This is a genomic window from Haemophilus sputorum CCUG 13788 (genome assembly GCF_000238795.1).
GTDB lineage: Bacteria > Pseudomonadota > Gammaproteobacteria > Enterobacterales > Pasteurellaceae > Haemophilus_A > Haemophilus_A sputorum.
The window spans coordinates 82,182-95,381 of sequence record NZ_AFNK01000001.1 but is presented as its reverse complement, the minus strand read 5'-3'; the positions used below and the strand labels follow the sequence as shown (position 1 = coordinate 95,381).

Genomic DNA, 13,200 nt, shown 5'->3' with positions numbered 1-13,200 from the left:
GTGGTCGGCGAGATAGGATTTGAACCTACGACCCACTGGTCCCAAACCAGTTGCGCTACCAAGCTGCGCTACTCGCCGTCTGATTCTCTTTCGAGATTTTTAAATGGGGTGGCTAATGGGATTCGAACCCACGACAACTGGAATCACAATCCAGGGCTCTACCAACTGAGCTATAGCCACCAAAGAGTTGATATCGCATTGCTTCTGGCGCGCTCGACAAGATTTGAACTTGCGACCTTTGGCTCCGGAGGCCAACGCTCTATCCAACTGAGCTACGAACGCGTTGTTTAATCAGTGCGTCGCAACGAAGGCGTATATTATAGATTTCAATTATGCTTGTCTAGTTTTTTTTTCAAAAAATTTCACTTTTCTTGCTAAAAGTCTTTATTTTCATCAAAAAGGCGATTATTTACATAATTTGCTGTTTTTTACACCATGGAAGCGGTCATTTTTATTAGAGCTTTTACAAATTTATTGAAATATTTGCTTTTCTAACTTAACAGATTGCTGGTTAAGCTGCTCTATTTTCGCTTGTAGCATAACAACACGTTTTTTATCACTTGTTAAAGTCGCCTGATATAACTCTGGTGTGATTGTTAGCATTTCTTCATATAATTGTGCGATTTTTCTCACTTCACGATGTTCTAGCTTAAGTGCTCTAATTTGCTGTTTTTCTTTTTCTACGCTGCGCTTTACCGTTTCATTAACGATTTGCATGAAACTTTCATCAGTTTGTGGGTTACGTCGGTTCAATTCTATTTCAATATTGGCATCAATATTCGTTTGGGCTTCCCAACGTTTGAGTTTAGTTAATTCCGCTTTTCCTATTCGTGGATCGCTATTTCCACTACTGCATGCATTGAGCATAAAGAGTGCGAACAGAATGCTTTTTTTCATGTCTTATCCTTATAATATGGACTTTGATTGTAACAAATTTGTATGAAAAAAATCACAAATTTCTGGCCAAAAATGCTATGATATTTGCGATTTTTTTATTTAAAAATAACCCATAGAGGACTAACACACATGTCAAATGCAACCGCAATTGCAAACGTGGCGAAGCTAATTCGTGAAAATGATATTAAATTCGTCTTATTAAGATTTACTGACATTAAAGGCAAAGAACACGGAGTATCACTTCCTGTCAGCCTTGTTGCAGATGACCTTGAGGACCTTTTTGAAGAAGGTAAAATGTTTGACGGTTCATCCGTTGAAGGTTGGAAAGCCATCAATAAAGCAGATATGTTATTAATGCCAATCGCAGAAACCGCTGTTGTTGACCCTTTCGCACAAATTCCTACCCTTTCTCTACGCTGCAGTATCTACGATCCAAACACTATGCAAAGCTATGACCGCGATCCTCGTTCAATTGCGATCCGTGCAGAAAACTTCTTAAAATCAACTGGTATCGCAGATAGCGTATTGTTTGGCCCAGAACCAGAATTCTTCTTATTTGATGACGTTCGTTTTTCAACCGATCCACAAAATGTTTCTTATCATATTGATGATATTGAAGCGATGTGGAATACCAACCGTAAATACGAAAACGGGAATAATGCTTATCGTCCATTGAAAAAAGGCGGATACTGCGCAGTTGCACCAATTGATACCGCACACGACATTCGTTCTGAAATGTGCTTAATTATGGAGGAAATGGGCCTTGTTATTGAAGCACATCACCATGAAGTAGCAACAGCAGGACAAAACGAAATTGCAACCCGTTTTAACAGCCTAACGTTAAAAGCAGACGAAACTCAAATTTATAAATATGTAGTACAAAACGTTGCACTTGAACACGGGAAAACGGCTTGCTTTATGCCAAAACCATTTGCAGGTGATAACGGCTCAGGTATGCACTGTAATATGTCATTAAGTAAAGATGGTAAGAACGTCTTTATGGGTGATAAATATGCAGGCCTTTCTGAAACTGCGCTTTACTACATCGGTGGTATTATCAAACATGCGAAAGCATTGAACGCATTTACTAACCCATCAACTAACTCATATAAACGTTTAGTGCCTGGTTTTGAAGCACCGGTTTTATTAGCTTACTCAGCAAGTAACCGTTCAGCATCAATCCGTATTCCTGCGGTAACTAGCCCGAAAGCAACACGTGTAGAAGCTCGCTTCCCAGATCCACTTGCCAACCCATATTTATGCTTTGCTGCACTATTAATGGCAGGTCTTGATGGTGTCATTAATAAAATCCATCCAGGTGATGCTATGGATAAGAACTTATATGACTTACCACCAGAAGAATTAAAAGATATTCCAGCGGTAGCAAGTTCATTAAGTGAAGCGTTAGATGCATTAGCGGTAGACTTTGAGTTCTTAACACAAGGTGGCGTATTCACTAAAGAATTTATCGATGCATACATCGGTATTCGCCGTAAAGAAGTGGAACGTTTAAATATGACTCCACACCCAGTAGAATTTGAAATGTACTACTAATTTGCAAAAAGCAAACAAAAACCGACCGCTTGGTCGGTTTTTTATTTCAGGCATATAGGATATAAAAAAGCCTCTTAATATTCATTAAGGGACTTCGCATTGTTTATTCTATATTAGCAATATCCATAGCTCATTAAGCGTTCATAACGACGAGCAAGTAGCGCTTCTTGATCAAGCGTATCTAACTCAGCTAAATCGGCGAGAATTTGCGTTTTAAGGTTTTCCGCCATTGATACATAATCACGATGTGCACCACCTAACGGCTCTGCGATGATGCTATCAATAAGATTTAACTCTTTTAAGCGTTGTGCGGTTAATCCCATAACTTCTGCCGCTGTTGAAGCTTTTTCTGCGCTTTTCCATAAAATAGAAGCACAACCTTCAGGCGAAATAACTGAATAAGTAGAATATTGCAACATATTCACTTTATCGCCTACGCCGATCGCTAACGCGCCACCAGAGCCACCTTCACCAATCACGGTACAAATCACAGGAACCTTTAATTGTGACATTTCACGCAAATTACGCGCAATCGCTTCTGCCTGACCGCGCTCTTCAGCACCAATGCCAGGATAAGCCCCTGGCGTATCAATAAATGTAATAATTGGTAAGTTAAAGCGTTCTGCCATTTCCATTAAACGCAATGCTTTACGATAACCTTCAGGTGCTGGCATTCCAAAATTACGTTTTACTTTTTCTTTAGTTGTTCTACCTTTTTGATGACCAATTACCATCACTGGGCGATCATCTAAACGCGCAATGCCACCAACAATCGCTTTGTCATCTGCAAAAGCGCGATCACCAGCAAGTTCATCAAACTCAGTAAAAATGTGTTCAATGTAATCTAATGTATAAGGACGATTTGGATGGCGCGCCATTTTTGAAGTTTGCCATGCATCTAAACTTGCAAAGGTTTTTTTTGTTAGTTCTTCGCTTTTCTTTTGTAAGCGAGCGATTTCATCATCTAAATTGATTTTGTCATCTTGCTCTGCCACCGCACGTAACGATTCAATTTTTGCCTCTAATTCAGCAATCGGCAGTTCAAAATCTAAATATTCTTGGCTCATGATTAGTCCTTCTGTTTTCCAGAGAAAATTGTGAGGTATTTTACCTGATAGAGAACAAGTTGTGGGAAAAAGCGGTCATTTTTCCTGATTTTTTTGCAAATTTCTATACAGATCCGACCGCTTGTTGGAACATAATTATTCGCTTACCGTCATTTGTCCCATTGCGCCACGGTCACGCAGCATAAAATCAGCCACACCAAAACTGAATGGCAATTCTGCGCTAGCCGTATGTTCAAATTTAACTAAAATAGTCGTTTCTTGATTAGGTTCTAGCCACAGCGTGTCTTTCCAAGCATATTCTTTTACTGCTAATTTTTGGCGGTTACGCGTTTCTACCAAAAATTTAGCACCTTGTAAGGTAAATCCAATAGCTTCTGTACTAGTGAGATACCAACGTTCAACGGTGCTTTTTTTCGCCTCTACATCAATACGTTTCGGATCAAATTGCTTTTGGTTAATAAGTCTATCTAATGGACGAAATTGAAAATGGCGCTCTTTGGCAATTTTCATTTCAAATTCGCTTAATTCAAATGGTGGCAATTGCGGTTTTTCATTAACAACAGCCGCCGCACCTTCTGGTCTAAGTTCTAAAATAACATTATCGTCGAGCTCTTTATCATCACTGAATAATCGGCGAGCACGATCTAACATGCCTCGAGTTTCGCCACTAATAAGTGAAATTGCTTCTCCCTGACTTAGGTCAACTAACACTTCTACTCGTTCACTTGGGGCAAGGCGAATCATTGGGCGAGCAATAGGTTCTGCAAACATCCCCATGCCCGTAGCAATTTGATGAAGTGGTTGGCCGTTATCTAAACGTAATTCATAAGGGCGAGAAAGAGAAGCGTTGAGAATACGTAAACGAATCCAACCTCGATTTGCGTTGAAATAAGTTGCTGGGCGACCATTTACTAATAAGGTTTTACCAAAAAATTGTGCTTGATTCATATCTAGCACTTGCATGCCTTGCTTATTAAATTGATGATCTTGCAAAATTAGCGGAATATCATTGACACCATATTGATTCGGCAATTTTGCTTCTTTGCTCGCTTTATCTTCAATAATCCACAGACCAGCAAGCCCACGATAAAGTGGCAAGCTACTATTAAACATGGTATCAGCGTGATACCAACAGGTGCAGGCAGGTTGATTGATGGTCACAATGGGTGACCAACTACTTTTAGGCTCCAAAGTTCGATGCATAGAACCAACCATTTCTGTTGGCGCTAATAAACCTTGAATATTCATTGAAATAGCTTGGGTTAAATTATTCACATAAGTGAGTTTAACAAAATCTTGAGCGCGAACCCGCACTGTTGGTGCCAAATACTGTCCATTAGCACCCCACACTTCTACAAGTTTTCCTTGCTCAAATTGCGCTTGTGCTGTACGTAAATCTAAGCGGACTGGACGTCCTCTTCCTACGTCAATAAGCGGTGGAATATATAAAGGTTTTCGTTCGCCAGCAAAAAGTGATTGTGGCAATGAAAGCATTGCGCCCGCCAATGTTGCACGTTGTAATAGCTCTCTTCGTGTAAATGAAGCATCCATTAGGCTTTGCTCTCCAACTCAGCAACTTCTTTATCTAACGCTTCTATTTTCGCTTGCATAATAGCATGGCATTTTTCAATCAATTCTTTGATATTTTCACGGCTATAGCCACTGGTATCAATCGGCTCAAGCGTTTCACAAATCACTGTTCCATTATTTAAGCGATTTAAATCTATTTTATTATGCAATGTTGAGCAAACAATCGGTACGATTGGTACTCCCGCTGCAATCGCGGTATGAAAAGCTCCTGTCTTAAATGGTAGTAAACCACGCCCACGACTACGTGTGCCCTCCGGAAACATCCAAATCGACACTTGACGCTCCTTGATAATTTCACCTACTTTAGTCATGGTTCCAATCGCACTGGTGCGTTTTTCTCGGTTGATAAGAATATTACCCGTTACCCAATAAACTAAACCGAAGAAAGGAATCCAAATGAGGCTACGCTTACCAATAGTCACTGTATTAGGTGGTACCATTGATGAAATAGTCACCATATCATAATTGTTTTGGTGATTAGCAATATAAATCGCAGGCGTGTCTAAAGGGGCTTTCGTTCGGCGAATCAAATTGATACCAAGTAGGTGGCGCATAGAACTAAACATTCTAGCGACATCTCCTACACAGTTTGGATTGCGTAAGCGAACAATCGCATAAACTACGCCAGCTAAACAAATAAAAATAGCACAAATAATTATCGCAATGATGCGAAGAAGTTTTAACATAATAGACCTAATGATAAGAGAAAATCTGGTGAAATTAGGTGAAGTATAGCGAATTTAGCAATATTTTCCAAAGTGTAAGCGGTCGTTTTTTGTAGAGAATTTACAAAATAAAAACGGAAGTGATATTCCACTTCCGTCTTCGCTAACATTTACGCATTTAAGCGTTATTTTTTCTTCGCATATTTTAAAGAGTCAATCGCTACCGCAAGGATAATGATGCTACCTTTAATGATGTATTGCCAGTAAGGATTTACCCCGATGTAACTTAAGCCATAGTTAATTACCGTAAAGATTAACACGCCCGTTACAACCCCAATGATTGAGCCTACCCCACCTGCGAAAGATACACCGCCAACTACGCAAGCTGCGATAGCATCCATTTCATACATAAAGCCAAGGTTGTTCGTTGCACTACCGATACGACCTGCTTCTAACATACCCGCAAAAGCATAGAATGCACCAGAAAGCATGTAAACTAACGCTAAGTTTTTCGCTACGTTTACACCAGAAACTTTTGCTGCTTCTGGGTTACCACCGATAGCGAACACATTTTTACCAAAGCGAGTTTTAGTCCAAAGCACCCACATAAATAAGGTTGCGATAGCTGCATAAATGGTGATGTAAGAAAGTTTGAAACTACCAAAACGGAAGAAGCCTTGTGCAAAATCAGAGAACTCTTGGCTAAAGCCAGCAATTGGAGAACCACCAACGCTATCGTAATAAAGTGAGTTTGCACCGTAAACGATAATCATAGTCCCCATGGTTGCAATAAATGGTGTTACGTTAAGGTAAGCAACCACTAAGCCATTAAATAAACCAATTAAAGCACCAATAGCACAAACAGCTAGAATCACAACTGGAATTGGAACTTGCCCCATTTCAGGGAAAACACGGTTCACATTATCCACCGCTTGTAACATAGTTGCTGCAACTACCGCAGCTAAGCCCACCTGACGACCGGCAGATAAGTCGGTACCTTGTGTTACGATTAAGCCTGCTACACCAAGAGCGATAATTAAGCGCACAGATGATTGAGTAAGAATGTTACTGAAGTTCATTAAGTTCAAGAAAGAAGGATCTTGCGCAATAATGACAAAAAGTAAGATTAACAACACAAAATAAATAGCATTTTGTTTTAGAAAATCGAAAGATTTATTTTTTTCGAAAGCACTCATAGTGAATCCCTTATTTCTATAAATATTTTGCGGCGAGCTGCAAAATTTCTTCTTGTGAGGTTTTGCTCGTTTCAACAATACCAGCCACTTTACCGTTACTCATTACTAAAATGCGGTCGGTAACCCCTAATAACTCTGGCATTTCAGATGAAATCATAATGATGCCTTTGTCTTTTTTCGCTAACTCTTGAATAAGTTGGTAAATTTCAAATTTTGCACCGATATCAATACCGCGAGTTGGTTCATCAAGCATCAAAATTTCAGGTTGAGTAAGTAACCAACGTCCAATGATTACTTTTTGTTGGTTACCACCTGATAATGAACCAATTGAGGTTTTATGCGATGGCGTTTTTACATTCATCGAATCAATTACCCATTGAGTATCGCTACGCATTTTTTTATTGCTAAGCAATTTCCATGGTGTAAGATAAGATTTCATATTTGAAATCAACGAGTTAAATTCGATACTGAGATTCGCATAAATCCCTGTTGAACGGCGTTCTTCAGTTACTAAAGCAAAACCGTTATTGATAGCATCAAATGCAGAATGGTTACGAACTTCTTTATCATGTAAGAAGACTTTACCATTTTTTAGCTCACGTACACCGAAAATTGCTTCAACAATATCGGTTCGTTTTGCCCCTACTAAACCCGCAATACCAAGAATCTCACCTTTACGTAATTCGAAAGAAACATCATTAATTGAAGGCTGATTTGCCGCGGTTAAATGTTCTACTTTTAGGATAACTTCTTTTGGTACGTTAGTTTTTTCTGGGAAACGTTGAGTTAATTCACGACCTACCATCATAGAAACAATTTTTTCCATGGTGGTTTCTTTCACTGGAACGGTGTTAATCCACTTACCATCACGAAGAATAGTGATTTCATCACAAATTTTGAGAATCTCATCCATTTTGTGTGAAATATAGATAATGCCACAACCACGATCTTTTAATTTTTGAATAATTTTAAAGAGATGTTCTACTTCTTTTTCAGAAAGGGAAGAAGTCGGTTCATCCATAATCACGATTTTGGCATTGTAAGAGAAGGCTTTAGCAATCTCGATCATCTGCATTTCAGAAACCGAAAGTTTTGCTACTTTTTCTCTTGGATCAATATCAATATCCAACTCATCGAAAATCGCTTTAGTATCGCGATACATTTTTGCATGATCAACGAATGGGCCTTTTAGTGGGTAACGGCCAAGCCAAAGGTTATCCATTACACTACGTTGGCGAACCAAGTTTAATTCTTGGTGCACCATGGAAATCCCATTTTCAAGCGCTTCTTTAGAGGTTTTAAAATTAACAGGTTTACCTAAAAAAAGAATTTCGCCTTCATCTTTAGCATAAATACCGAATAAACATTTGAGCAAAGTCGATTTGCCTGCGCCATTTTCCCCCATCAACGCATGCACGGAGTGCGAGCGGACAGTAAGATTCGCGTGATCTAAGGCTTTTACCCCAGGAAAGGACTTACAGACATTCGTCATGGTCAGTAAGACTTCGCTCGGTTGACTAGAATTTTGTGCTGTCATATCCAACCTCGTCAAAAAAAGGGGAAATCGCTTTCCCCCTTTCAATACGATAAATATTATTTAATTATTTTAAGAATTCAGAAAGATTGTCTTTGTCAACGCCTACATAAGGGATGCGTACAACACGATCTTTTAATTCCCATTTGGTACCTTCCGTGGCAGGTTTTCCATGAGAGAGGTTGTTGGCTAAGTTAACTACAGCTTTACCTTGGTTAACGCCATCATTTAATACAGTACCTGCAATTTCACCTTTTTTGATTAACTGTAACACTTCAGGTAAAGCATCCACACCGAAAATCGGTAATTGTTTACCATGTGCGCGTGCTGCTTCTAATGCACCCATTGCCATACCATCGTTATTAGAGATAATCACTTCAATCTCATTAGCTTTAGAGCTAGATAACCATGCATCAACTTTGTCTTTTGCCATTGCAGCATCCCACATACCAGTATCAATAAAGAGTTGTTCGGTTTGAATACCTTTTGCGTTTAATTGCTCTACAACATATTTAGTACGAGCTTCTGCATCAGGGTGACCCGGTTCGCCTTTTAATAATACATATTGGATTTTACCGTCTTTATTTAAGTCTAAAGCTGGGTTGGCTTTCCATTGTTTTGCGATTAAATCACCTTGGATAATGCCTGATTCTTTCGGGTCAGTACCTACATAATAAGCATTTTCATAAGAACCAATTGCTTTTGCGCCTGGGTCTTTATTAAAGAACACAACAGGAATGTTATCTGGTTTTGCTTTACCAATGATGGTTGGTGCAGCAGCTGGGTCAACTAAGTTAATTGCTAATGCTTTTACACCTTTAGAAAGCAATACATCTACTTGGTCATTTTGGATAGATTGCGCATTTTGAGAGTCATTCATGAGCAACTCAACATCATTTAACGCTTTTGCTTCTTTATTGATTTCTTTACGCATTAAAGACATAAAGTTATCATCATATTTGTAAATGGTTACACCGATACGGGTATCTGCGGCTTGTGCTGCAGTTGCAAAACCAACTGCTAACGCGATTGCACTTAAAATAGCTGTTTTTTTCATAATAACGCTCCTGTTTGGAATACTGAGGTAAGTAAAAGAGGTTGTACCTTTTGCGCACTATGATACTGAACAACCTATTTTTAAAATGTGATCCACCTCACAAATATGAAAACGTTTACAAAAAAATACAAAGAAAAATCAAATTTTGTGAACTAGATCACATTTTACCGGTGTGTTTCTACTGAAAAACGCCGAACTAAAGTGGGATTAAATTGAATAAATGGTGGTGGTTTAATCTCTTTATGCGCTAAACTCAGTGCTAGCTTAGCAGCATAATTTGCCATTAAATCAATAGGATACCGAATAGTAGTTAGTTTAGGAATCAAGTAACGAGCAATCGGCATATCATCAAAACCAATAATCGAACACTGACTTGGTACAGCGATATTATTTTCATGTAACACTGAAATGGCGCCTGCCGCCATTGAATCGTTATAAGCTACGATTGCAGTAAGATTCTTGTTATAACTTAATAAATCAATCATCGCTTTTTCGCCGCCTTCAAAGTCTGGCGTATGATGCACCATCGATTGGTCTAACACAGGTAAATTATGTGCTTTTAAGGCTTGTAAATAACCGCTTTCTCGCTCGAATTCATCTAAAATTTTATGATTAGAACCAATATAAGCGATATGCTGATGTCCATGTTGAATCAGCATTTCTGTTGCAAGATATGTCCCTTGACGATTATCTAAACTCACACAACGGTGTTCAAAACCTTTAATTACCCGATTGATAATCACCATTCCTTCATGCTGACTTAAATATTGTCGCAATTCATCATCAGATAAAGCTTTGGAATGAACCACCATACTCCCACACCGTTTACGTAATAACGTATCAATTGCTTTTCGCTCTTTATCTGCGTGGTGATACCCAATACCGATTAAAATCGTCTTATTATATTCTTCTGCAACATGATCCACCGCTTTAACTAAAATAGCAAAAAATGGGTCTGTCACATCGGTAACCACCACACCAATGGTATCAGTCGATTGCACTGCTAATGCTTGGGCATTCGCGTTTGGCTGATAATTAAGTTGCGCCATCGCAGATTCAACAGCCACACGAGCTTTATTGCTAACGGCTGAATGGTGATTCAATACTCGCGAAACCGTAGCAACAGAAACTTGAGCTAATTCAGCTACATCTCTAATTGTCGTCATGATGATTTCTCCGCAGAAAATAATATCGTTTAATCATAGATCATTTTGCAAAAAAATCCCAAAAATTAACCGCTTACATTTCATTTTTGTGAGCTATATCACAGTTTTTTCTAATAATTTCCCGTATCTTGTTCGGCTAGAAATGTAACCGATTACAATGTGAGGAATAGAGTATGAATACCGCTGTTTTTGAACCCACAGATCATCCACATCGCCGCTATAACCCGTTAATTGACCAATGGGTGTTAGTTTCACCACACCGTGCAAAACGACCTTGGCAAGGGCAACAAGAGAAAGTGAGTGAGGAACAAAAACCAAGTTATGATCCGCACTGCTATCTTTGTCCAGGTAATGCCCGTATTACCGGTGAGAAGAATCCGAATTATCAACAACCTTATGTATTCCAAAACGACTTCTCCGCTTTACTGACTGATACGCCAGCACCCGCTGAAAGTGATGATCCACTATTCAAAAGTGCGCAAGCTAGAGGGGAAAGCCGCGTGATTTGTTTCTCTCCAGATCACAGTAAAACCTTGCCACAATTAAGTGTGGCAGAAATTGAAGCAGTTATCCGCGTATGGCAAAGCCAATTAGAAGAACTCGGTCAAAAATATCCATGGGTACAAATTTTTGAGAATAAAGGTGCTGCAATGGGTTGTTCAAATCCACATCCACATGGACAAATTTGGGCAAATAGTTTTTTACCTAATGAAGTCGCTCGTGAAGATAAAGCTCAACGCCAATATTTTGAAAAACATGGCTCCGTATTATTGGTTGATTACGCCAAACGTGAACTCGAATTAAAAGAACGCATTGTCGTGGAAACCGAACATTGGCTGGCTGTCGTACCTTACTGGGCGGTATGGCCATTTGAAACCTTACTGCTACCGAAAGCACATGTAAAACGCTTAACTGAATTAAGCACAGAACAATCGGCAGATTTAGCTGTGATTTTGAAAAAACTCACAACCAAATACGATAATTTATTTGAAACTTCTTTCCCTTATTCCATGGGCTTCCATGCCGCACCGTTTAATGGAGAAGATAACGAACATTGGCAACTTCATGCACATTTCTATCCGCCACTATTGCGCTCTGCAACGGTGCGCAAATTTATGGTGGGTTATGAGATGTTAGGCGAAAGTCAACGCGACCTAACTGCAGAACAAGCAGCAGACCGCCTGCGTGCATTAAATGAAGTGCATTACAAAGAAAGATAATTTAAAAGGATAAGTAATATGACCCCAATTCAACAAGCGCAGCAAAAATACCAAGAACTTTACCATCAAGCTCCTACGTTAACAGTTTATGCACCAGGGCGCGTAAATATTATCGGTGAACACACTGATTATAATGATGGTTTCGTTATGCCTTGTGCGATTAACTTTGGTACTGCGGTTACCGGCACACCGAGAGAAGACGCAACTTGGAAAGTCTATGCTGCCGACTTAAATGCAAAAGATGAGTTTTCTTTAGCTGAATCCATTACTCAAAGCAGACATAAATGGGCAAACTATGTCCGTGGTGTGGTGAAATTTATTCAAGCACGTTGTCCTGATTTCAAACAAGGTGCGAATATTGTCATTTCTGGTAATGTGCCACTTTCTTCAGGTTTAAGCTCTTCTGCAGCATTGGAAGTATCTGTAGGTAAATTCTGCCAACAACTTGGACAATTACCGCTAACACATACTGATATTGCACTCATTGGGCAACAAGCTGAAAACCAATTTGTTGGTGCAAACTGTGGTAATATGGATCAACTCATTTCCGCATTAGGTCAAAAAGATCATCTTTTGATGATTGACTGCCGTAGCCTAGAAACCCTGCCAACTCCAGTTCCACAAGATGTTTCTGTAATTATTGTGAACTCTAACGTTCCACATGATTTAGTGACTGGCGAATACAATACTCGCCGCCAACAATGCGAACAAGCTGCACAATTTTTTGGTGTCAAAGCATTGCGTGATGTTTCAGTCAACGAATTTAAAGCCAAAGAAGCTGAATTAACTGCGTTAGATCCTGTTGTGGCTAAACGCGCTAGACATGTTGTTACCGAAAATCAACGTGTTCTTGATGCAGTTGAAGCACTGAAACATAACGATCTCAGCCGTTTAGGGGAATTGATGGGGCAATCACATGATTCTATGCGTGATGATTTTGAAATTACCGTGCCACAAATTGACTACCTGGTAGAATTGGCGCAATTAGTGATCGGGAAAAATGGCGGCGCACGGATGACTGGCGGCGGTTTCGGCGGTTGTATCGTTGCCCTAGCCCCACACGATAAAGTAGAAGCCGTGCGTAAAATCATTGAAGATAACTACCAAAAACAAACAGGTTTAACGCCATCTTTCTATGTTTGCACCGCTTCACAAGGTGTGAGCGTGGTATCTTAAATTGCAAGCGGTCAAATTTTGGGAAAAATTTGCAAACTGTTAATCACATAAAAAAATTAGGCTAATCATTCGATTAGC

The 13,200-nt window shown here is 39.4% G+C and carries 11 protein-coding genes and 3 tRNA genes; 3 read left to right on the top strand and 11 right to left on the bottom strand.

The annotated features are described in order from the left end of the window. Position 1 precedes the first annotated feature (1 nt). The 4 genes from HSP_RS0100465 to HSP_RS0100450 all read right to left on the bottom strand — a co-directional run bounded on the left by HSP_RS0100465 (position 2) and on the right by HSP_RS0100450 (position 897). A tRNA-Pro gene (locus HSP_RS0100465) sits at positions 2-78 on the bottom strand. Between the two features lie 26 nt (positions 79-104). Further along, positions 105-180 (bottom strand) — tRNA-His (locus HSP_RS0100460). A 25-nt stretch (positions 181-205) separates the two neighbouring features. Next, a tRNA-Arg gene (locus HSP_RS0100455) sits at positions 206-282 on the bottom strand. Between the two features lie 189 nt (positions 283-471). Next, positions 472-897, bottom strand: a complete 426-nt coding sequence (locus HSP_RS0100450; RefSeq protein ID WP_007525719.1) for a hypothetical protein — start codon at positions 895-897, stop codon at positions 472-474. A gap of 129 nt (positions 898-1,026) precedes the next feature. Between HSP_RS0100450 and glnA the strand changes: the two genes are divergently transcribed. Further along, positions 1,027-2,451 carry a type I glutamate--ammonia ligase gene (gene glnA, locus HSP_RS0100445; protein ID WP_007525713.1) on the top strand — a complete coding sequence of 475 codons (1,425 nt, stop codon included), beginning with the start codon at positions 1,027-1,029 and terminating at the stop codon, positions 2,449-2,451. Between the two features lie 113 nt (positions 2,452-2,564). Here glnA and accA read toward each other — a convergent pair whose 3' ends face one another. The 7 genes from accA to HSP_RS0100410 all read right to left on the bottom strand — a co-directional run bounded on the left by accA (position 2,565) and on the right by HSP_RS0100410 (position 10,726). Next, positions 2,565-3,518, bottom strand: a complete 954-nt coding sequence (accA, locus tag HSP_RS0100440) for an acetyl-CoA carboxylase carboxyl transferase subunit alpha (protein WP_007525723.1) — start codon at positions 3,516-3,518, stop codon at positions 2,565-2,567. A 135-nt stretch (positions 3,519-3,653) separates the two neighbouring features. Beyond that, positions 3,654-5,069 (bottom strand): multicopper oxidase domain-containing protein, encoded by a 1,416-nt coding sequence (locus HSP_RS0100435; RefSeq protein WP_010128131.1) that lies wholly within the window; start codon positions 5,067-5,069, stop codon positions 3,654-3,656. Beyond that, the gene (locus HSP_RS0100430; protein ID WP_007525640.1) at positions 5,069-5,794 is read right to left on the bottom strand and encodes a 1-acylglycerol-3-phosphate O-acyltransferase; all 726 of its coding nucleotides are present in this window, start codon (positions 5,792-5,794) and stop codon (positions 5,069-5,071) included. Before HSP_RS0100430 ends, HSP_RS0100435 begins: the two co-directional genes overlap by 1 nt. A gap of 164 nt (positions 5,795-5,958) precedes the next feature. Then, the gene (mglC, locus tag HSP_RS0100425) at positions 5,959-6,969 is read right to left on the bottom strand and encodes a galactose/methyl galactoside ABC transporter permease MglC (protein WP_007525649.1); all 1,011 of its coding nucleotides are present in this window, start codon (positions 6,967-6,969) and stop codon (positions 5,959-5,961) included. 16 nt (positions 6,970-6,985) lie between these two features. Further along, a complete protein-coding gene (gene mglA, locus HSP_RS0100420) occupies positions 6,986-8,506 on the bottom strand; it encodes a galactose/methyl galactoside ABC transporter ATP-binding protein MglA (RefSeq protein ID WP_010128129.1) in 1,521 nt (506 codons plus the stop codon). 64 nt (positions 8,507-8,570) lie between these two features. Then, positions 8,571-9,560: a galactose/glucose ABC transporter substrate-binding protein MglB gene (gene mglB, locus HSP_RS0100415; RefSeq protein WP_010128128.1), complete on the bottom strand. Its 990-nt coding sequence runs from the start codon at positions 9,558-9,560 to the stop codon at positions 8,571-8,573. A 164-nt stretch (positions 9,561-9,724) separates the two neighbouring features. Beyond that, positions 9,725-10,726 (bottom strand): substrate-binding domain-containing protein, encoded by a 1,002-nt coding sequence (locus tag HSP_RS0100410; protein WP_010128127.1) that lies wholly within the window; start codon positions 10,724-10,726, stop codon positions 9,725-9,727. Between the two features lie 173 nt (positions 10,727-10,899). On the opposite strand from HSP_RS0100410, the gene galT reads away from it, so the two are divergent. Both galT and galK read left to right on the top strand, forming a co-directional pair. Then, complete coding sequence (galT, locus tag HSP_RS11305; protein WP_010128126.1) at positions 10,900-11,946, top strand: galactose-1-phosphate uridylyltransferase; 1,047 nt, start codon at positions 10,900-10,902, stop codon at positions 11,944-11,946. Positions 11,947-11,964: 18 nt separating this feature from the next. Continuing rightward, positions 11,965-13,122 carry a galactokinase gene (galK, locus tag HSP_RS11300; RefSeq protein WP_010128125.1) on the top strand — a complete coding sequence of 386 codons (1,158 nt, stop codon included), beginning with the start codon at positions 11,965-11,967 and terminating at the stop codon, positions 13,120-13,122. The last annotated feature ends 78 nt before the right edge of the window (positions 13,123-13,200 follow it).

Bases quoted from the DNA above. Each gene is read 5' to 3' on its own strand.
- HSP_RS0100450 (WP_007525719.1), bottom strand. From the start codon at position 897: ATGAAAAAAAGCATTCTGTTCGCACTCTTTATGCTCAATGCATGCAGT.
- glnA (WP_007525713.1), top strand. From the start codon at position 1,027: ATGTCAAATGCAACCGCAATTGCAAACGTGGCGAAGCTAATTCGTGAA.
- accA (WP_007525723.1), bottom strand. From the start codon at position 3,518: ATGAGCCAAGAATATTTAGATTTTGAACTGCCGATTGCTGAATTAGAG.
- HSP_RS0100435 (WP_010128131.1), bottom strand. From the start codon at position 5,069: ATGGATGCTTCATTTACACGAAGAGAGCTATTACAACGTGCAACATTG.
- HSP_RS0100430 (WP_007525640.1), bottom strand. From the start codon at position 5,794: ATGTTAAAACTTCTTCGCATCATTGCGATAATTATTTGTGCTATTTTT.
- mglC (WP_007525649.1), bottom strand. From the start codon at position 6,969: ATGAGTGCTTTCGAAAAAAATAAATCTTTCGATTTTCTAAAACAAAAT.
- mglA (WP_010128129.1), bottom strand. From the start codon at position 8,506: ATGACAGCACAAAATTCTAGTCAACCGAGCGAAGTCTTACTGACCATG.
- mglB (WP_010128128.1), bottom strand. From the start codon at position 9,560: ATGAAAAAAACAGCTATTTTAAGTGCAATCGCGTTAGCAGTTGGTTTT.
- HSP_RS0100410 (WP_010128127.1), bottom strand. From the start codon at position 10,726: ATGACGACAATTAGAGATGTAGCTGAATTAGCTCAAGTTTCTGTTGCT.
- galT (WP_010128126.1), top strand. From the start codon at position 10,900: ATGAATACCGCTGTTTTTGAACCCACAGATCATCCACATCGCCGCTAT.
- galK (WP_010128125.1), top strand. From the start codon at position 11,965: ATGACCCCAATTCAACAAGCGCAGCAAAAATACCAAGAACTTTACCAT.